At 40.2% G+C, this 18,937-nt stretch carries 22 protein-coding genes; 10 read left to right on the top strand and 12 right to left on the bottom strand.

Going from position 1 to position 18,937, the window contains the following annotated elements; genetic code table 11:
* From J7K93_01905 to flgF, 12 genes are all read right to left on the bottom strand, one after another.
* A partial coding sequence (locus tag J7K93_01905) for a tetratricopeptide repeat protein (GenBank protein ID MCD6115744.1) occupies positions 1-837 on the bottom strand: 837 nt, incomplete at its 3' end.
* The gene (gene csrA / locus J7K93_01900) at positions 815-1,069 is read right to left on the bottom strand and encodes a carbon storage regulator CsrA (GenBank protein MCD6115743.1); all 255 of its coding nucleotides are present in this window, start codon (positions 1,067-1,069) and stop codon (positions 815-817) included. The genes csrA and J7K93_01905, both read right to left, overlap by 23 nt.
* Before the next feature lie 19 nt (positions 1,070-1,088).
* Positions 1,089-1,529 (bottom strand): flagellar assembly protein FliW, encoded by a 441-nt coding sequence (fliW, locus tag J7K93_01895; protein MCD6115742.1) that lies wholly within the window; start codon positions 1,527-1,529, stop codon positions 1,089-1,091.
* An 18-nt stretch (positions 1,530-1,547) separates the two neighbouring features.
* Positions 1,548-2,645, bottom strand: a complete 1,098-nt coding sequence (flgL, locus tag J7K93_01890; GenBank protein ID MCD6115741.1) for a flagellar hook-associated protein FlgL — start codon at positions 2,643-2,645, stop codon at positions 1,548-1,550.
* Positions 2,646-2,665: 20 nt separating this feature from the next.
* Positions 2,666-4,045 (bottom strand): flagellar hook-associated protein FlgK, encoded by a 1,380-nt coding sequence (gene flgK / locus J7K93_01885; protein MCD6115740.1) that lies wholly within the window; start codon positions 4,043-4,045, stop codon positions 2,666-2,668.
* Between the two features lie 16 nt (positions 4,046-4,061).
* Complete coding sequence (locus tag J7K93_01880; protein MCD6115739.1) at positions 4,062-4,595, bottom strand: flagellar protein FlgN; 534 nt, start codon at positions 4,593-4,595, stop codon at positions 4,062-4,064.
* Between the two features lie 11 nt (positions 4,596-4,606).
* Positions 4,607-5,227: a lytic transglycosylase domain-containing protein gene (locus J7K93_01875; protein MCD6115738.1), complete on the bottom strand. Its 621-nt coding sequence runs from the start codon at positions 5,225-5,227 to the stop codon at positions 4,607-4,609.
* 246 nt (positions 5,228-5,473) lie between these two features.
* The gene (locus J7K93_01870) at positions 5,474-6,589 is read right to left on the bottom strand and encodes a flagellar basal body P-ring protein FlgI (GenBank protein MCD6115737.1); all 1,116 of its coding nucleotides are present in this window, start codon (positions 6,587-6,589) and stop codon (positions 5,474-5,476) included.
* 15 nt (positions 6,590-6,604) lie between these two features.
* Positions 6,605-7,180: a flagellar basal body L-ring protein FlgH gene (locus J7K93_01865; protein ID MCD6115736.1), complete on the bottom strand. Its 576-nt coding sequence runs from the start codon at positions 7,178-7,180 to the stop codon at positions 6,605-6,607.
* A 15-nt stretch (positions 7,181-7,195) separates the two neighbouring features.
* On the bottom strand, positions 7,196-7,885 hold the full coding sequence (gene flgA / locus J7K93_01860) for a flagellar basal body P-ring formation protein FlgA (protein ID MCD6115735.1): 690 nt from the start codon (positions 7,883-7,885) through the stop codon (positions 7,196-7,198).
* 18 nt (positions 7,886-7,903) lie between these two features.
* Complete coding sequence (gene flgG / locus J7K93_01855; protein ID MCD6115734.1) at positions 7,904-8,689, bottom strand: flagellar basal-body rod protein FlgG; 786 nt, start codon at positions 8,687-8,689, stop codon at positions 7,904-7,906.
* Positions 8,690-8,715: 26 nt separating this feature from the next.
* Entirely contained in the window at positions 8,716-9,423 is a 708-nt protein-coding gene (gene flgF, locus J7K93_01850) for a flagellar basal-body rod protein FlgF (protein MCD6115733.1), read from the bottom strand.
* Positions 9,424-9,873: 450 nt separating this feature from the next.
* Between flgF and J7K93_01845 the strand changes: the two genes are divergently transcribed.
* The 10 genes from J7K93_01845 to J7K93_01800 all read left to right on the top strand — a co-directional run bounded on the left by J7K93_01845 (position 9,874) and on the right by J7K93_01800 (position 18,862).
* Complete coding sequence (locus tag J7K93_01845; GenBank protein MCD6115732.1) at positions 9,874-10,773, top strand: M23 family metallopeptidase; 900 nt, start codon at positions 9,874-9,876, stop codon at positions 10,771-10,773.
* A gap of 138 nt (positions 10,774-10,911) precedes the next feature.
* A complete protein-coding gene (locus J7K93_01840; GenBank protein MCD6115731.1) occupies positions 10,912-12,576 on the top strand; it encodes a C69 family dipeptidase in 1,665 nt (554 codons plus the stop codon).
* A 10-nt stretch (positions 12,577-12,586) separates the two neighbouring features.
* On the top strand, positions 12,587-13,621 hold the full coding sequence (locus J7K93_01835; GenBank protein MCD6115730.1) for a hypothetical protein: 1,035 nt from the start codon (positions 12,587-12,589) through the stop codon (positions 13,619-13,621).
* Positions 13,622-13,646: 25 nt separating this feature from the next.
* Positions 13,647-14,135: a CBS domain-containing protein gene (locus tag J7K93_01830; GenBank protein MCD6115729.1), complete on the top strand. Its 489-nt coding sequence runs from the start codon at positions 13,647-13,649 to the stop codon at positions 14,133-14,135.
* Positions 14,136-14,167: 32 nt separating this feature from the next.
* Entirely contained in the window at positions 14,168-14,914 is a 747-nt protein-coding gene (locus tag J7K93_01825) for an ATP-binding cassette domain-containing protein (protein MCD6115728.1), read from the top strand.
* A complete protein-coding gene (locus J7K93_01820) occupies positions 14,907-15,854 on the top strand; it encodes a SufD family Fe-S cluster assembly protein (protein MCD6115727.1) in 948 nt (315 codons plus the stop codon). Before J7K93_01825 ends, J7K93_01820 begins: the two co-directional genes overlap by 8 nt.
* A 23-nt stretch (positions 15,855-15,877) precedes the next feature.
* A complete protein-coding gene (locus J7K93_01815; GenBank protein ID MCD6115726.1) occupies positions 15,878-16,504 on the top strand; it encodes a cyclase family protein in 627 nt (208 codons plus the stop codon).
* 257 nt (positions 16,505-16,761) lie between these two features.
* A complete protein-coding gene (locus tag J7K93_01810) occupies positions 16,762-17,349 on the top strand; it encodes an aminoacyl-tRNA hydrolase (GenBank protein MCD6115725.1) in 588 nt (195 codons plus the stop codon).
* A 104-nt stretch (positions 17,350-17,453) separates the two neighbouring features.
* Entirely contained in the window at positions 17,454-17,930 is a 477-nt protein-coding gene (gene greA / locus J7K93_01805; GenBank protein MCD6115724.1) for a transcription elongation factor GreA, read from the top strand.
* A gap of 11 nt (positions 17,931-17,941) precedes the next feature.
* Entirely contained in the window at positions 17,942-18,862 is a 921-nt protein-coding gene (locus J7K93_01800) for a hypothetical protein (protein ID MCD6115723.1), read from the top strand.
* The last annotated feature ends 75 nt before the right edge of the window (positions 18,863-18,937 follow it).

Genomic DNA, 18,937 nt, shown 5'->3' with positions numbered 1-18,937 from the left:
CATCTCTATCCAGTGACGGTACATTATTACCGCATCATTATCTTTGCCCTGTTTTCTGTACAAATCCCCGAGCTTCAGCGCAGGCTCAGAAAAATCAGGGTTCAGTTTACTTGCTTTTGCATAGAATGGCTCTGCCTGATTTAAAAAACCAAGTTCCATACAGCACTCTGCAAGTTCGTAAAATCCCTGAACATGATTTTCATCTAACTGAACAACTCTGTTAAACTGGGCAAGAGCTGATTCTGTTTTTCCCTGCTCTTTTAGAATAAGCCCGAGAGAAAAATGAATGGGGACAACATCTGTGTGTGATACAAGGGTAACCCTCAGCACATCTTCTGCTTTTTGAAAATCTTTCTTTTCAATATAAAGTGTGGCAAGAGTTACACCCACTTCAAGATTATTCGGCTGAAGCCTTATAGCTTCATCAAGAAATGCAATTGCATCATCAAACCTGCCGACTGCTCTTGCACACTCGCCCATATAATAGTAAGTAACACCGTCATTGGGATTGTTTAGCACCACTTCTTTGTAATACGTCAAAGCTTTATCAAATTCTCTCTCACTCTGGTATAACCTGCCCAGATTAAAATATGCTTCCTGAACTCCGGTATCTTTCTCAAGGCATTTTAAAAAAGCATCTTTTGCCTCTTTAAAATCGCCTTTCTGAAAATAAATAAGTCCGATATTTGACAATACGTCAGCATCATCCGGGTTTGCAATTATCATCTCTTTGTAGATGCTCAGAGCCCCGTCAAAATCTCCCTTGTCAATAAAAAATGCTGCCTTTTGTTTAAGGGGGCCTACTTTTACGTTCTTATTTTTTCTTTTCTGGGCCATCTATAATTCCTCCCAACGATTGCAGAGTCTTTACACTCTCCTCTGTAATTCCCTGTGCAGCACGATGGTTTTCCTCTACAATCTTCTGGTATATTTCTTCCCTGTGCACTGCAATATTTCTTGGCGCTACAACACCGACTTTTACACTCTGTCCGTGAACCGAGATAATTACAACCCGGATATCATCACCGATATGAATACTTTCGCCTACTCTTCTCGTTAAAACAAGCACAGTAATCCCCTGTTCAGTGTCATGTTTGATTAATAGTATATCTTAACGGATAACTTGAATCTGTTAATATTACCTGTCTGCCTTCTCTTATTTTTGAATCAATCAAAACAGGAGCACGCAGGTTGGCAGTAACATCATTATTCTCACTGCCAATAGTTACAATAACAAGTAGTATATCGCCGATACTCTGCCCGTGGTTTATCTTTGGATTATAATCATCCATAATTACTTTCGGGTCCACAATAGGGAACATCAACCCCGGAGGGTCAATACTTAACAGCCATGAAAAAGGCATATAATTTTCATGCTGAAACACAATATACCTTTTATACTCTTCATATCCGTATAACCCCTCGGGAAAATTTACTATATCATCATCTGTGTATTCTACATTTCCGAGACGTGTTTTAAGAATCTTTTTCTCTGCAGATTCATCCTTGCTGTTTTTTTGTTCTACCATAAACTTGACTCTCCGTTACTACAGGTAATCCAATAAATTCGATTGCATAATACTTGCACCGGTTTTTAATGCTGCCTGATACACAGTCTGATCATTCTGAAGATGTACCAATGATTCCGCAATATCTGTATCCTGAACTGATGAAATATATTCTTTAAATCCGGTTATATCAGTTGCCAGCCGTTGTGAAAGAGTATCGAGCCTGTTTATTTTCGCCCCGACTTCTCCAAGCACCATTGTAACACTGTCAATCCGGGAATTAATTTCAGCTCTTGCACTGTTTATACCTTCAACATCATTCCGCTCAAGTGCCATATATGCATCTTTTAATACTTTAAACAGTCCTGAGCTGCCTCCGAAAACATCATCTCCGGATATATTTATGTCCATTGATATATCTTCATCAATTTCTCTTGATATCTTCCCGTCTATTCCGTTGGGATTCGCTTTAAAATCAATTGCTTCATCTGTTTCATAAGAGATTTCATACTGTGTTGAACCGGACATACTGCCTGTTGACAACACTGTTATTGACCCGTCTTCATAATCTATAGTATAATCTGAACCTTCTGTATAAGTAGTTCCTCCCGAACGGTCTGTAACAGTAACACTGCCTGATTTTATCTTAATTGCATCTAAATATACGGGGTTATCATTATCTGATGTAAAAACTTCCCCGTCCACTTCAGTTACTTCTGAGTAAGGGCGGACATTTGTTTCTGTGCCTCCGAAAATATACTTGCCTCCATAATCCTTATTTGCTATATCAGCAACATGGTCAAGTATCTCTTTTACATGCTCTCCCAGCGCCTTTCTCTCAATTTCTCCAAGAGTTCCGTTACTCGCCTGAATGAGTGTTGAGTTTACATCGGAAATTCTGTCAAGCAGGGTATTAACAGATGATTCGGTTGTTGTGAGCCATGCCCTGCTGTCATCAACACTTTTCTCATATCTTCCGTATCTTGCTATCTGCCCCTGTAATCTGATTATTTTTGCAGTGCCGCTCGGATCATCTGACGGCTTGTGAACCCTTTTCCCGGATGAGAGATCTCTCTGAGTTTTAACCATTCGGGTTAGAGTCCTGTTAATATCGCTCAATATAAAATTTGATTTCATATTTTCTGAAACACGCATGATTATACCATATCTATTATAGTTTTCATCATTTCATCAACAGTTGTTACAAGCCTCGCAGCAGCTTCATAAGCATGCTGATACTTAATCATATTTGTCATCTCTTCATCAAGGGACACACCTGAGAAGGAGCTCTGCTGATTTTCAAGCTGTTCAGTCATTAATTTCTGATTATCACTCATAGTGGATGCTTCGCGGGATTTAATTCCAAGGTCGCCCATCATGCTTGAAAAATAATCCTCGATTGTTGCAGTATTACCGGACATAGTATAATCTTCGGCAACCTTTGCAATCGCAAGCGCACTGTTTCCATCTCCGATTGACCCGCCTTCTGAAGCAGCTATTTTAGAAAGGCTGTCCAAAACATCAGAACTTAATGCTATATCATCAGCTCCTGTTGTCGAATCATCAAAGAACGTATAACCGCTGTGTCCATCGGATCCATACCCTGCTTTGTGAACATCATTGACTTCTGTTACAAAAGTATTTGCCAATTCGTCAAGAGAAGATAACATATCAGGTATAGCAGTATCACGCATATCAAGGAGACCCTTGATTTTGCCTGATTTTACGTTGACACTGCTTTTGTCCGCCTTCCATATTACTACATCAATACCCGTACCATTCACAGAATGAGATTCTGTCCCAAGTTCGCTCACCTGACTTCTCTCTAATAATATTTTACCATTAAGCGTTATTGTGAGCATTCCGTTCTTGTTCTCTGTTGAATCCACTCCGGCAAGTTCTGTTAATTGAGTTAGAAGGAGGTCTCTTTTATCTCTGTAATCATTAGCAACTGACCCATTGCCTTCAAGCCCGGAAATTTTGTCATTAAGGTCCGCTATTTGATGAAGAATGGAATTTGTGTTATTCACATAGGTTGAAAGGTCCTGATTCAGATTCTGCTGCATATTAGTTATTCTTGAATCAATATGATGAAAGGTATTCACAAGTGCAACTCCGCTCTGGCGTACTACTTCCCGCGCAGAAGTACTCTCCGGGTCACTCGATAAAGAGTTCCAGCTGTCCCAGAAATTCCTCATAACCTGTCCAAGGCTGTTATCAGAAGGTTCATTGAAAACCAATTCCAGCTCTGTGTATATCTGTTCACGGTAAGTCCAGGCACCCATCTCTTTCTTCTCATTACGGATCTCTCCGTCAAGGTATCTGTTGCGCAGCCTCTCAATTGTATTTACGGATACGCCGTTACCTAAAAATCCCCAGCTTGTTTTTGTGGGAGGGTTAGCCTCGAGAATTACTCTCTGCCTGGAATAACCGGGTGTGTTTACATTGGCAATATTATGACCAGTAACATTAAGGCCGGCCTGCTGTGCAGAAAGGGCCTGCCTTGCAATATCCAATATTTTCCCGGATGTGGTCATTTTTCCTCCTGATTAATCATCCAATGCCGTTGTACAGCGAGGCCTCTCTTGAAGCCATAATTCCCCGTTTACTGTACGACACCTGCTGATCTCCTCCCTGAGCCAGCATTTTTATACAGTTATCAACAAATCGTAAAGAATGGTTTAAAAGATAGAGATTCCTGCTGTTTGCCTCTGAAATCTTCCCTGAAAGTGCATTAAGCATGTTTCTTAATTCATTAAGACGTTCAGCATATCTCTCCTCAACCATAGGAACAATCTGCTCAATCGGTATATTACCGTCAACATTCAGCACTTTTGCAAGATCATTTTTCTTCCCCCTTACTTCATCCTTAATCTTTCTCGTCTCTTTTACAAGTTTTTCTACCTTATGCAGAGATTTCGATACAGACTCTGTATCACCCCTGACAATTGTTGTCTGATGCTCAAGAAGGCCATCCAAAAGTATGCGAAATGCTTCTACCTCCTGCTCCACGACACTGGTAAGTTCATTAATGAGTTTTTCCATCTCATAATTGTTATCGGCAGTTTTCTCATTTTCAATAGTCATTTTGATGATCCTTATACATCAGATGTTTTAATTTGGTTTTGTGCTAATGTCAATTTGTAATTATTGAAACTTTCCATTACACGGGAGACATATTCTTCTGTTTCCCGAAACGGAGGCAGGCCTCCGTATTTTTCTACATTGCCCGGCCCGCTGTTATATGCGGCAAGAGCAAGAGGTACGTTACCTTCGAAGCGGTCAAGCATCATACGCAGATATTTCGTGCCTCCCTCTATATTTTCTTTGGGGTTATAAACATCTCTTACTCCCATATCCTTTGCTGTTGCATCTACAAGCTGCATCAGGCCTTTTGCACCTTTGCCGGACGAAGCCATAGGGTTCCCTGAAGACTCCCTTTCAATAACAGCATAGATTAAAGCAGGGTCAACTCCGTATTTTGCTGCTGAATCCCGAATGTACTTGTCATAGGATTTTATATCTGCATTATACTGAATTTCAGGCCTCAGGCCTCTATTATAAGAGTTAAATCCGGAAATTTTGTCCGAATTTGACATGCCGCCTCCCTCCATCTCAAGTATAGAGGAGAGCTGTTTATACAGCATACTGCTTATGCCCAGGCCTTTTTGATTTGATTCAGTGAGGAATCTCGCAACTTCGCCATCCATTAAATCCATAAACGTACTCTGGCCAAAACCCTTGCCTGACAGAATCCCGTCTTCTGAAAATGATTTTCTCATTGTTCTCATTAGATTTGCAAGAAACAGGGATTCAAACTCCCTGCACGCCTTTTTTAATTTTAATTCCTTTGCATTCTTTGTATTAAGCGCACCCTTCTTTATATTCGGATTCCCGCTTTTACGTACCGGAAACATAAGGCCCTGTTTTATGTCAATGCTCACATTTACTCCGGAATTAATATTCTACATAATTACAAGTTCGGCTTTTAAAGAACCTGCTTCTTTTAATGCCTGGAATATTGAGATTATATCCCGTGCTGACACCTGAAGTGCATTTAATGTTTTTGCCAGATCGCTCACAGTAGCCGGTTCATTAAGAACCATTATCCTATCCCCGCCTTTTTCAGTTACATTTGTAACCGTCTGAGGGACTACAACAGTCTGACCCTGAGAAAACGGCTGGGGCTGTGATATAACGGGAAATGCACTTATCTGCACAGTAAGACTACCCTGACAAACTGCTGCTGCCGTAAGCTTGACATTCTTCCCTACAACAACAGTCCCTGTTCTTTCATTTATCACTACACGCGCAATCTGGTCAGGAGTAACATTTAGCGACTCAAGGGAAGCTATCATCTTTACTATTCCCGCCTGCGTGCTGAATTTCTGGGGGATTTGAATTGTAATAGCAGCAGCATCAATTGGTGATGCTATCTGATTTCCGAATGCGCTGTCTATTGCTGATGAAATTCTTGAAACTGTTGTAAAATCAGGCTCTTTCAGTATAAGTTCCAGTTTGCCGTCCTTGCCCCACTCCACAGGTATTTCAGTTTCCACAACAGCTCCGTTGGGAACTCTTCCCACAAGTGCATAGTTTTTCCTGAATCTCTCTCCGCCTATTGTTTCAATGTTTACTCCGCCTATAGAAACACTGCCCTGGGCATGTGCATATATTTTATTATCATTTCCTACAAGAGGAGTCATAAGCAGAGTTCCGCCTTCAAGGCTTGATGCATCACCAAGAGAGGATACTACAACATCAACAGCAGACCCTTTTTTTGAAAACGGAGTAATAGAAGCTGTAACCATAACTGCTGCAACATTTCTTGTATAGAGCCTGTTGTCAGTTATTGTAATACCAAAATTCTGCAGCATATTTCTCACTGAATGGCTGGTTACAAGAGAACGCCTTCCGTCTCCTGTACCGTCAAGCCCTACAACAAGGCTGTATCCCACAAGCTGCTCTTTTCTGAATCCCTTTAATGAGGCAATATCTTTTATTCTTACGGAACCGAAAAGATTGACAAAAAATAGAGATAACAGAGCTGCATAAATTATTTTTTTTATTTTATTTGACATGAATTTTTCCCTTGATCAGAAAATCCAGTTTAAAATACGCGTTAATATACCGGGACGCTGTCCTGTCTGAACAACACCCTTTCCTTTATAGGATATCTGGGCATCTGCAAGCTGGTATGAATAAATAGTATTCATACCGGATATATCCTGAGGCCTTACAATTCCTGTAATTGTTGTCATCTCTTTTTCCCCGTTGACCTCCAAAGCTCTTTTCCCTTCAACAACAAGATTGCCGTTTGGTTTAACCTCTTTTATCTGAACGGTAATTGTAGTACGAAGTGCGCCTTTACGAGATACTAAAGCATCTCCGGCAAATTTATTGTTCACCCTGCCGTTAATCCCGTACATTGGAGAATAAGCAAGAGTACCGCTGCCTCCTTTTGCAAGGACTCCGTGGTCATTCACTTTGTTGGTTTCGGTTTTTGCCCTGCTTGACGCTGTTGAAGATTCTACAACAAGCACAGTCAGAATGTCGCCCACAGCCCTTGCTTTTTTATCTGCAAAGAGAGATTGGGCTTCGGATATCGGCGGATAAATCGCTGCAAATAAAAAAGATATAATAGCAGCAATTAAAATTATTCTTGATTTCATAACCAGTTCTCTCCTCTATAAAGTAATTCTTACAACAGCAGGCCCTGCAACTTCTGCATACAATTCTCTGCGTGAACCCTCAGTTCTAATTCGGATTCTTTTTCCCGGCCAACCGTCTTCTTTTGCAATAGCGTAAGTTGATACATGAAGGTTTCTGCAATCAACTACTACCTTTACTCTTTCTCCGCGGCGTATAACAGGCACCTGCTCAATCATATCTCTTGTTATAATTCTTCCCTTTGTAATCAGCCTCTTTGTTCGTACTCCGGAAACAAGTTCCTGAAGTTCAGCAGGTTCTGCTCTCAGAGATGTAACATCGCGGAGCTCCAGCCTCAGGTTACTATTATTTATTGTGCTGTAACGGCTGATATTTCCTGCAGCAACAGGAACCATGCAAAAAAGGCTGATTTCTGCATGAACGTAAATCAAATCTGATGTATTGTCTGAGTAATGAATACGAACCGGTACAACTACCCTGCCCTTAAGATCATTTGCCCCGCGCTTCCATTCAATTGTAATATTCTTGGAACCATTCCTCACCCTGTCAGGCTGAATATTCTGAACATATACAGAGACGCTGTCTGCATCGGCCCGCATCCTTACAAATTTTCTGACTGATGCATTTATTTTTTGCTGCACGCCTGATACTGCAAGCCCTGTATTAAGCAGAATAAAAGCTATAATTAGAAGCCTGATCTTTTTCATTTCTAAAAAATTCCCTGTTTATTTCAGCCTGTTCACAAGCTGCATCATCTCATCAGCTGTTTTAATTGCCTTTGAATTAATTTCATAAGCTCTCTGTGCAACAATCATATTGACCATCTCTTCAACAACATCAACATTGGAAGATTCTATATAAAACTGTTCAACTGTACCGAATCCCTCACTTGAAGGAGAGCCGAATGCCGGTTCTCCTGAAGACTGGGTAGCCTGATACAGATTGTGGCCGAGATTTTTCAATCCGGCAGGATTTATAAACCGAACAAGTTCTATCTGCCCTACCTCTTCAGGATTGTCCACACCTGCAATAAAAGCAGTAACTCTTCCGTCTCTTGAAATATTGACGCTCGTAGTATCAATGGGCAGAGAAATCTCGGGTGTAAATTCATAGCCGTCTGCTGTTACAAGTTTACCGTCATCAGAGACCTTGAATGATCCGTCACGAGTATATGATATACTCCCGTCCGGCATTAGGATCTGGTAAAATCCATCACCGTTTATTGCAATATCAAGAGGGTTACCTGTTTCGACTATATCGCCCTGCGAGAACATTTTGGATGTTGCAACCGGACGCGTTCCGCATCCTACCTGCAGTTCAGTGGGAGTCTTTGTGTTTTCATCAACTTCAGCGCCAGCCGGCCTTACAGACTGGTACAGAAGATCCTGAAATTCCATTCTGCTCTTTTTATATCCGGGTGTATTCACATTGGCAAGATTATTCGAAATGGTATCAACATTCAACTGCTGAGCAGCCATTCCGCTTGCTGCTGTCTGCATTATACGATTCATTGGTACTCCTCCGATCTATATAAAAATTAAACTCTTCCTATTTGGTTTGCCATTTTTTCAAGAAGCTCATCATGTGTTTTAAGAACCCTTTGATCAGCTTCAAAATAACGGAAAACAGTAAGCATATTTACCATCTCTTCCATTGGGTTGACATTGGATTCTTCAACATATCCCTGTGAAATTGTAAAATCTTGAGCCGGCTCCCCTACAGCATCAGTCTCTGCTTTAAAAAGCGTATTACCGTATTTCTTCAGGGGATATGGTTCGTTAAATGAAGTTATCCGCAGCCTGTCTACCTCTTCACCTTTTACAAACACTCTTCCTTTTTTATCTATTGTTATCCTGGCATTTGCCTGATTAACCTGAATCGGACCGTTCTCTCCCATAACCCGCCCGCTCTCTTTAAGCCTCAGGAAACCCGTAGAATCAATATAAAAATGCCCGTCACGTGTAAAAAACTGTTCCCCTCTGTTTTCAATAGTAAAAAATCCTTTGCCGGAGATCGCAGCATCAAGAGGATTGCCTGTTTCTTTTAAAGGCCCCTGCTGAAAAACAGTGATTTCCCGGACATCATCGCCCATATCATTTCCCGCTTTACTCAGTTCTTCCTGAAAAACTTTGTCCTTCTTAAACCCTGCTGTATTAATGTTTGCAAGGTTATTCGCAATTACCTCCTGAGTAAAAATCCGGGACATCATACTCTCTGTTACATTTTGAATCTCTTTTATCACCATTACCTCCGATTTTTCCTACTGCTTTTTCAGGCAAACGACATGCCAGAAAAATATATTTTAAAATTGCATATTACTCCATGTAACATATTGATTTTATTGAAGCAAATATTATGAATAGCCCGAATAAATACATAAAGCCGCATACTGCATGGGGAAAGATTACCAGTTCTGTGGGGAATAAATACCGGAGAACCAATATTACAAAAAGAAACAGACCTTACAGATATTATACACCTGAATAGATTTTTTTTACACACGCAGCGCATCATGTATCTTGCTATTAATCTTACACTTATCTGCAATTTACCGTCAAGTTCCAGAGATAGAATATCCCGACATTGGGATATTCATACATGCCTGGCATTCTTTTTGCTAATTATTAAATGAAAATATTATTTTCGGCTGTAAAGGCCGGAAACATACTTATGTGATATACTAAAGAGTTTAACTATGTTTGGTAAAAAATTCATTCTTACTCTCATTGAAACAGACAGCAACAGAGCTTACAGTGCACTGCTGAAAAGGTCTACGGTTATATTAATAGTTACTCTATTCTTTTTGACTGCAGGGATAATCACCTATCCTCTTGCTTCAGGCATACATAAGGTAAAACATGATTTTGATTTTCAAAACCTGCAAAAGGAAAATACAGCTCTAAAAGAAGCAACAGAATCATGGAAAGAAAGAATAGCATTCATCCAGAAAACAATTGATGAACTTAATGAAAAAAACAAGCATCTGATGGCTCAGCAATATCAGAGCATTCCTGACATGCAGCTTGGAGTAGGCGGCCCGGAATCCATGTCAAGAATATCAATTCTTGAATACCCGGACGTTAAAACAACAGATAAAAATCTTACAAGGCTTGAAGCAGAGGTTGACTGGCTCAAAAAAAACATGGCTGATATAGAAGAGGTTATTGCAAAAAGGATGGACAGGCTGGCACACTATCCCTCAATCAGGCCTGTTCGGGGAGGGTGGTACTCTTCAGGCTTCGGGGAACGCAAGGATCCGTTTACAGGGAAAAGAGAATTCCATCCCGGCCTTGATATCTGTGTAAAAGAAGGTACACAAGTTCTTGCAGCTGCATCCGGAATAGTTGTAGTAACAAGGCAAACTTTTGTACCTTTAAAAGGGTACGGCAGATTTATTATTATTGACCATGGCTACGGATATAAAACGCGTTACGGACATCTTTCAAAAATTATGGTAAGAAAAGGCCAGCACGTAAAACGCGGACAGATTATAGGGCTGACAGGCAACACAGGTAAATCCACGTCACCCCATATTCATTATGAAGTTATGGTAGACGGCAAACCGGAGAATCCGTTTAATTTCATACTGGATTGATGATTAAAAATTCATACTGAATAAAATTTATTTTAAATACCGAAAAATCCACATTGTAAAACTTTTGTGGATTTTTTACTATTACATACTTATCTTATTCTGTTCATTGTTGCCTGCACTATTTTAGGAGAATACAAAATGAAAACTACTGCCTCTTTTTTACTCACCCTGATATTTGCTGTAACAATAATATCTTTTGCACAAAAATCAGATCCGGCGTTTAATGACGATGCATGCACTGATATAGTTGTGGGCAGGCTTGCTTCTGTTGACGGATCTGTTATAACTTCTCACACAGATGCATGTGATGAGTGCCGTGTTCATGTTGTAAAGGGCAGAAAATTTCCCAAAGGAGCAAAGGCTCCCGTATACTGGGGAATACAGAACGTTAAAACTCCTCTTGACGATTATGGAGAAATTCTCGGATACATCCCACAGGTTCGGAAAACTTATACATATTTTCATTCCGGATACTCTCATATGAATGAACATCAGCTCGCAATCGGAGAAAGCACAACAAGCCAGAAAAAAGAGCTGAGAACAAACAGAAAAGACGGAAAACAGATAATGACCGTTGAACAGGCTATGATATTCGCACTTCAAAGATGCACAAAAGCAAAAGAAGCCGTCTCGTTAATCGGCGGGTTGATGGAAAAATACGGATTTCTGCCTTCATGCGGCCCTGAATCGGAAACATTGTGCATTGCTGATCCTGATGAAGCGTGGGTAATTGAAATTTTCAGCGTGGGTACAGAGTGGGATCCGAATTCAGGCAAACCGGGCGCAATCTGGGCTGCAGAAAGAGTACCTGACGATCATGTGTTAATAGTTCCGAACTGGAGTATTATCAAAAAAATAGATCTGTCCAAACCTAACCGGTTCATGGCATCGGGAAACTATAAACAGGCCGCGATTGATCACGGCTGGTGGAATCCCAAAAGCGGAGAACCTTTCATCTGGCAGAAAGCATACTCTCCTGTTCCGAGAGAATGGGCAATTAGCAGATTCTGGCTTTTTTATTCCACTGTTGCCCCCCACTATAAAAACTGGCCGAATAAAAAAATTACATATCCGTACAAAGGATACGACTCTTACCACCAGTATCTTGAAGATATTTCATTTTATCCTTTTTCAGTCAAACCGGAAAAAAAATTATCAGTTCAGGATGTAATTGCATTTCAGAGAGCCCTTTTTAAAGGTACAATCTATGACATGACCAATGATTTTGACTGGTATGTACCTGACGGAAAAGGAGGCATGAAAAAGAGCCCTCTGACTACTCCATTTCCTACAAAAGATATGAGAGAACTCCTTGATATTACATACAGAAGGATGGTTACACGGGGCGGATACGGAATGGTTGCACAGCTTAGAAACTGGCTTCCAGACGCAATAGGCGGTGTCTACTGGCTCTATCTCGACAATCAGTACGTATCAACCTATGTACCTATTTATGCCGGAGTTACAGATGTTTCTCATTATTATAAGGAATACAATCCCGACTCATATTCAGAAACATCTGCACGCTGGGCAGTTGATTTTGTTGATAATCTTCTCTACCTTAAATGGCAGGAAGCAATCAAAGACGTGCGCAAACAAAGAGACCCTCTTGAAAAAAGTTTCTTCGACGGCCAGAAATCCGTTGATGAGCAGGCTTTGAAACTATATAAGAAAAATCCTGCCAAAGCAAAAAAATTTCTAACAGGTTATACAAAAAACGCAATGAACAAAACAGTTAAAATGTACCTTTCTTTGCGTGATTATCTGATTACAAAATATACAAACAACAAACAACATCTGTAGGGGATACAATATGAGTTTTTCGCGGATCGTAATATCTTTTACTATTATAGCATTTTTTGTCCTGTGCTCACATAAAAACCCTGTAATTGTTAAACAGCAGATAAATACAGAGGCAGGCCTTCGTGCACTCTCTATTGTAAATAAAAAAGTTGCATGGGCAAGCGGCTCAAACGGCACAATACTAAAAACTATTGACAGCGGAAATACCTGGAATAGATGTACTGCACCTAATGATATGGCTCTTGATTTCAGAGGCATTTTCGCGTTTAACTCTGACACATGCGTAGTGATAAATGCTGGTTCTCCTGCTTACATATTTAAGACATGTGACGGCGGCCTTACATGGAAAACAACATTTAAGGATACAACCCCCGACATATTCCTGAACTCGCTGACTTTCTGGAATCATAAAAAGGGGATAATAGTCGGAGACCCTATTGATGAAAGTTTTATTGTGCTGATAACAAAAAACAGCGGCAATTCATGGGAAAAAATCCCTGCTGAAAACATTCCGGCCGCTTTAAAAGGCGAAATCCAGTTTGCAGCAAGCAATACCTGCGTTTCCGCTCCTGTAAACGGTTATGCATGGTTCTGTACCGGAGGCCCTGCAGCCCGCACATTTAAAACAAATAACTGGGGTAAAACATGGTCGGTTTACACTACACCCATACATAAAGGGACACAGTCAAAAGGTATATTTTCTATTGCATTTTACGACTCTTTAAAAGGCTGGATATGCGGGGGCGACTTTCTTGAACCTGACTATGATAAAGCTACAGTGGCAATTACAAATGACGGCGGAAAAACATGGCATGAACCTGACATTTTCCCCGCAGGGTTCTGCTCCGCAGTTGCATACGTGCCAGGCTCAAAAGGCAAAACACTTATAAGTGTCGGGTTAAACGGCATAAATATCAGCCGAGACAGCGGGATATCATGGAATATGATAAGCCCTGACGGATTTCATACCGTATCATTTGCACCCGGCTCTGCAGTCGGATGGGCAGCAGGTTCCGAAGGAAGAATAGTAAAAATTACATTTTGACAAACCAGACTTTAAGGAGGCAGCTATGAAAAAACTGACAGCCAGAGATATTATGACAGAAAAGCTCCTCACTGTAAACCCTGACTGGACAGTTGAAAAACTGTCTCACTTCCTTGATGAACACTCCATAACAGGTGCACCGGTTGTTGATAATTCGGGAAAACCCGTAGGAGTTGTATCTGTAACTGATATTTCAAGAGACCATTCTGTCAAGCATCCGGAATTCCCTGAAGATATCCCCCACGACTTCTACTCATCATCGCAGGATTTACCTCCATGGCAGGAAGTAGTCAATACTCTGAACATTGAACCTAATCTTAAGATAAAAGTAAAAGATATAATGACTCCAATGATATTTGATGTTCATGAAGACACGCCCATACACCTTATTGCAGATACAATGATTCGCGGAAGAATCCATAGAGTATTTGTAACAAAAAATCAAAAACTTGCAGGTATTATCACGGCTCTTGACATGCTTCAGGTAATAAGAGACTATACCGGAGAAGAGTAATTAAACAGCAATAATAAGGAAAAAACAAAAATATGAATCCGCGCACTATTCTGGAAATTGACGATCTGGTTCTTAATCTCGGCGGTAAAAATATTCTTAACCACCTTTCCATGGATTTCCGGCAGGGCAGCATCCATGCTGTTGTAGGGCCTAACGGTGCAGGGAAATCCACCCTTGCTTCAACTATTATGGGGCTTTCAGGATACACTGACTTTACCGGGGATATCAGATTTAACGGCAAATCGCTTAAAAATATGAACATCTCCGAAAGGGCTGCATCAGGAATTACACTGTCATGGCAGGAACCTGCACGCTACGAAGGGCTCTGCGTAAAAAAGTTCATACTTGCAGGAGCCAAAGACAAATCCGAAGACACTGTAAATCAAGCATTGGATATTGTAGGCCTCTCCCCTGCCCTGTACTCAAACCGTAAAGTTGACAAAACTCTTTCCGGCGGAGAACGAAAACGCATTGAACTCGCTTCCATTCTTGCAATGGAGCCGAATCTCGTTATTATGGACGAACCTGACTCAGGTATTGATATTGAAGCACTCAACAGAATATTTAATACAATGGGAATATTGAGAGATAAAGGCTCCACAATAATACTTATAACCCACAGCATGGAAGTTTTAAAACATGCAGAGCATGGTTTCCTTATGTGTCACGGGCACCTACTAACAAAAGGCAGTATTGAAAAACTTACAAAGCTCTTCGGAAGCCAATGTGTTCCATGTCCTCATAAAAATATACCGGATGAGGAGGTAAGCTTTGAATAGCAATAAGAATACTAACTTAATCAGGACATTGTACGAGAGTGTAGGAGAAAGTCATATTCATCCGGATGATGTTGCTCACATTGAAATACATGGGAACAAGGTGATCGGGCAGCACCTTGTGCATGGGCTTGAAGTTACTTCAAAAGAGATTGAAGACGGGGTTGAAATATATATCACTCTGAGAGAAAATGTCAAAATTGCCAAACCTGTTATAATCTGTTTCGGCCTGATGCATGAAAAAGGAGTACAGAATATTCTCATAACAACAGAACTTGAAAAAAACTCAAGTATGGCAGTAATTGCAAACTGTACATTTCCCAAAGCAATTGACGTGCTGCACAGTATGAAAGGAGAGATCATTCTCGGTGAAAATGCTCAATTTTCATACCTTGAAAGGCATACTCACAGCCCTTCCGGAGGTGTAACTGTTGTTCCGATAACAAAAGCCTTTTTAAATAAGGGCTCTCATTTCCGCACTGACTTTGAATTAATAAAGGGGCGTGTCGGTACAATTGACATTGATTACAAAGCGGAATGTATGGAAAATTCTATTCTTGAGATGACTACACGTATCAGCGGCAAACAAAATGACAAAATAAAAATTAACGAGCAGGCATATCTTAGAGGTGAAAAAGCAAGAGGTGTGCTTACATCCAATATTGCAGTAAGAGATAATGCAGATGCAGAGGTAAAAAATACCATTATTGCCTATGCACCCTATGCACGCGGGCATGTGGACTGTAAGGAGATTGTTCAGGGGAATGCAACGGCAAGGGCTGTCCCGATTGTAGAAGTTAAGAACCCTAAAGCTCATATAACACATGAAGCAGCCTTGGGAAGTGTTGATTCAAAACAGCTTGAAACTCTTATGAGCCGAGGACTAAGTGAAGATGAGGCAACGGATCTGATAATCGAAGGTCTGTTGAGCCCCGAATACTAACGAAGTGAAGGAGGGCTTAAATTATGGAATTTATTGATCTTACAAGAACTATGGAGACAGGAATGCCCGTTTTCCCGGGTATAGATCCGCCAATTCTGCAAGATTCATACTCTATTGCAGATCACGGATTTAATGAAAAGCACCTCTCTCTGCACTCCCATACCGGAACCCACTGCGATGCACCTGCACACATTCTGGCAACCGGAAAAACTCTTGACGATATTCCGCTGTCACACTTTTTCGGCAGAGGTATGGTTATAAAAACCACAGATGCTGTCATTGGAAAAGAATTCCTATCTTCCTTTGAAAGTACATTAAAAAAATCAGACTTTCTTCTGCTGCACACCGGGTGGTCTTCACGCTGGGGGCATGAATCGTATTTCAGCGATTTCCCTGTACTCGCTCCTGAAGCAGCAGAGTGGCTTTCATCTTTCCCTATTAAAGGAATAGGTGTTGATGCCATTTCAGTTGATCCTGCTGATGCAGGCAATCTCATTATTCATAGAATTCTCCTTGAAAAAGATATTATCATTATTGAGAATCTTATGAATCTTGAAAAACTTCCGGAAACAGGATTTACATTCAGCACATTTCCTTTAAAAATTAAAAACGGAGACGGATCGCCGGTTAGAGCAGCAGCAATGTTTTAAGGCACTGGAATAAATTCTCCCTTTTTTAAAGAGGAATAGATTTACAGTGATAAATAAAGAAAAATCACTTTGAAATGATACTGCCATGCATTAAAATCAAAAATAAAAAAGTACTATGATTAAACACATTTTTTTTGTATATTTTTTCAAGAGGAAAGAATGGCCTGAAAAATAGGATCGCAGGTCATTCTTTTTTAATTAATATGTAGCGGTAAATTCCATCTGCAGATAAATTTATGACAGAAAAAAATCAAAATATAATTAAACTTGCTGTATTCCTGGGGAATCCCGGAACAGAGTACAGGAATACACGCCATAATGCCGGAAGAATTATAGCAGGTGCATTCACTGCTTCTTTTTCTCTGTCATGGCAGAAAAAATTCAAAGGCCTTTATGCGCAATTAATAAAAGACGGCAGAAAAATTCACCTTCTGCAGCCTGAAACTTTCATGAACAGAAGCGGGGAAAGCCTTAAACCATGCATGGATTTCTTTAATATAATGCCGGAAGAAATACTGGTGGTTCACGACGAAATTGAACTTCCATTCGGCTATATTGATATTAAAAAAGGCGGGGGACTCGGAGGGCACAACGGATTACGGTCAATAGTTCAGCATATTGGCACAAGAGATTTTTACAGGTTCAGAATAGGAGTATCCAGGCCTCAGTTTGGCGATGTTGCCGGTTACGTGCTGAGTAATTTTTCTAAGGAAGAAAAATCTGATTTAGAAAAAATTATAACCGAAAGTGAAATAGCCGTCACAAACTTTATGTTTTATGATTTAGATCAAACTTTGAAGCATTATAGAAAAAAATCTGTTTTAATAACTTCTGATAAAAACTAATTACGATAATTTTTCATTTAAATAAATCCGAACTGTTTAATATAAAAACTGATTATTGGATTTTATCTGGCTTAAAGATTTAGTTACAAAAAATAGGAGATGTCATGGCACAAATATCATATCTGTCAAAAGAAGGTTATGACAAAATTCAAAAAGAGATCGAATATCTGATAAAGGTCAAGCGTAAGGAGATAACTAAAACCATTGCCCACGCAAGGGAATTTGGCGACATAAAAGAAAATGCCGAATACAACGCTGCAAAGGAAGCCCAGGCAATGAACGAAATAAGGATATCTGAACTGAGAGATAAACTTGCCACTGCAAGAATAATCGATGATCTTGACATTCCGTCAGATAAGGTTTACATAGGAGCAACAGTCATTCTTCTTGATCAGGACAGCGGAGAAGAGATTAAATACACTCTGGTACCTGAATCAGAAGCAGATATCCTTGAAGATAAAATTTCAGTATCATCACCAATCGGCAAGGGGCTACTTGGGCACGCAGAAAACGAAGTTGTTGAAATAGAAATCCCTGCAGGTAAAATCGTCTATAAAATTATTAAAATTACCAGGGATTAAAGGGATTTGAAATGGCTGATAAAGCCGGAAATAAAAAATTTGTAAGGCCCGCAGTTACAGGGCTGCTTTTGCTTTTTGCTCTGACAGGATGGTTTGAGCTTGGGCTTGATAAAGGAGGCCTTGATAAACTTGCAGAATCCAATGACACATACCTCACATCAGCTTCAAGGCGTGCACTTACAACTTTCGGAGTGCTTACAGGGTTAAAAATAGGGCTTGCAGTTATTGAAGGCTCTGACATAGGTGTAGGTGTAAACCTGCAGGTAGGTGATGCTGTTCAGGCTGCTTATGACTATGTTGATATTGCATGGCGCACTGTTTTGTATAGTTCAATAATCCTTATGGGCATTAAGTATTTACTCCTCGCTGCAGATTACATTGACCAGTGGTTTTTGCAGGCAGCTCTTGTACTTCTATTTATTTCATCCTTACTCAATCTTTTAAAAAATAAAAAGCAGAAAACAGTACTTCTTCTTAACCACGGAGCTCAACTAAGTATTCTGGTCGCTGTTGTACTGTTTCTTATACTTCCCCTTTCGGTTTCAGGAGGCAGGCTGCTTTCAAATCATATCACACTAAAAACCGTATCTAGTGCTGAAAATGATATAGCTGTTTTTAAAACCAGTGCCTTCCCGCATGGATCAATTGTTACACAAAAGGGGTTCTGGTCAAACGTAAATTCCATAAAAGATCAGATTGTCAAAATCAGCAAATTTGTCGGTACAAAATCACAGCAGGTTTCAGTATGGCTTATGAGGATAATTGCAGGATACATTTTTGACTGCCTCATCTTCCCATTCCTGCTATTTATCTTTCTGTTCTGGCTTGTAAAAATAGCAGGGTATTATATATTTGGGCTGCAGAACGCTCAGACAATCAAAAATGAGTTAGCAGGCCTTATACAAAAAGCTTATCCTGATTCGAAAAGTTGAATCTTTATATAATTTTTTGTTCAATTTGTTGATTCTTTCTTTAACCGTAGGAGCACGGCCCGCCGTGCCTTTTTT

Source organism: bacterium (assembly GCA_021158245.1).
Taxonomy (GTDB): Bacteria; Zhuqueibacterota; QNDG01; order QNDG01; family QNDG01; genus QNDG01.
This window is presented reverse-complemented; position numbering and strand designations above follow the sequence as displayed.

Bases quoted from the DNA above. Each gene is read 5' to 3' on its own strand.
- flgK (MCD6115740.1), bottom strand. From the start codon at position 4,045: ATGACCACATCCGGGAAAATATTGGATATTGCAAGGCAGGCCCTTTCT.
- flgG (MCD6115734.1), bottom strand. From the start codon at position 8,689: ATGAATCGTATAATGCAGACAGCAGCAAGCGGAATGGCTGCTCAGCAG.
- J7K93_01835 (MCD6115730.1), top strand. From the start codon at position 12,587: ATGAGTTTTTCGCGGATCGTAATATCTTTTACTATTATAGCATTTTTT.
- J7K93_01825 (MCD6115728.1), top strand. From the start codon at position 14,168: ATGAATCCGCGCACTATTCTGGAAATTGACGATCTGGTTCTTAATCTC.
- J7K93_01840 (MCD6115731.1), top strand. From the start codon at position 10,912: ATGAAAACTACTGCCTCTTTTTTACTCACCCTGATATTTGCTGTAACA.
- greA (MCD6115724.1), top strand. From the start codon at position 17,454: ATGGCACAAATATCATATCTGTCAAAAGAAGGTTATGACAAAATTCAA.
- J7K93_01870 (MCD6115737.1), bottom strand. From the start codon at position 6,589: ATGTCAAATAAAATAAAAAAAATAATTTATGCAGCTCTGTTATCTCTA.
- J7K93_01865 (MCD6115736.1), bottom strand. From the start codon at position 7,180: ATGAAATCAAGAATAATTTTAATTGCTGCTATTATATCTTTTTTATTT.
- J7K93_01845 (MCD6115732.1), top strand. From the start codon at position 9,874: ATGTTTGGTAAAAAATTCATTCTTACTCTCATTGAAACAGACAGCAAC.
- flgA (MCD6115735.1), bottom strand. From the start codon at position 7,885: ATGAAAAAGATCAGGCTTCTAATTATAGCTTTTATTCTGCTTAATACA.
- flgL (MCD6115741.1), bottom strand. From the start codon at position 2,645: ATGAAATCAAATTTTATATTGAGCGATATTAACAGGACTCTAACCCGA.
- J7K93_01830 (MCD6115729.1), top strand. From the start codon at position 13,647: ATGAAAAAACTGACAGCCAGAGATATTATGACAGAAAAGCTCCTCACT.
- J7K93_01800 (MCD6115723.1), top strand. From the start codon at position 17,942: ATGGCTGATAAAGCCGGAAATAAAAAATTTGTAAGGCCCGCAGTTACA.
- J7K93_01880 (MCD6115739.1), bottom strand. From the start codon at position 4,595: ATGACTATTGAAAATGAGAAAACTGCCGATAACAATTATGAGATGGAA.
- flgF (MCD6115733.1), bottom strand. From the start codon at position 9,423: ATGGTGATAAAAGAGATTCAAAATGTAACAGAGAGTATGATGTCCCGG.
- J7K93_01815 (MCD6115726.1), top strand. From the start codon at position 15,878: ATGGAATTTATTGATCTTACAAGAACTATGGAGACAGGAATGCCCGTT.
- fliW (MCD6115742.1), bottom strand. From the start codon at position 1,529: ATGGTAGAACAAAAAAACAGCAAGGATGAATCTGCAGAGAAAAAGATT.
- J7K93_01875 (MCD6115738.1), bottom strand. From the start codon at position 5,227: ATGGATTTAATGGATGGCGAAGTTGCGAGATTCCTCACTGAATCAAAT.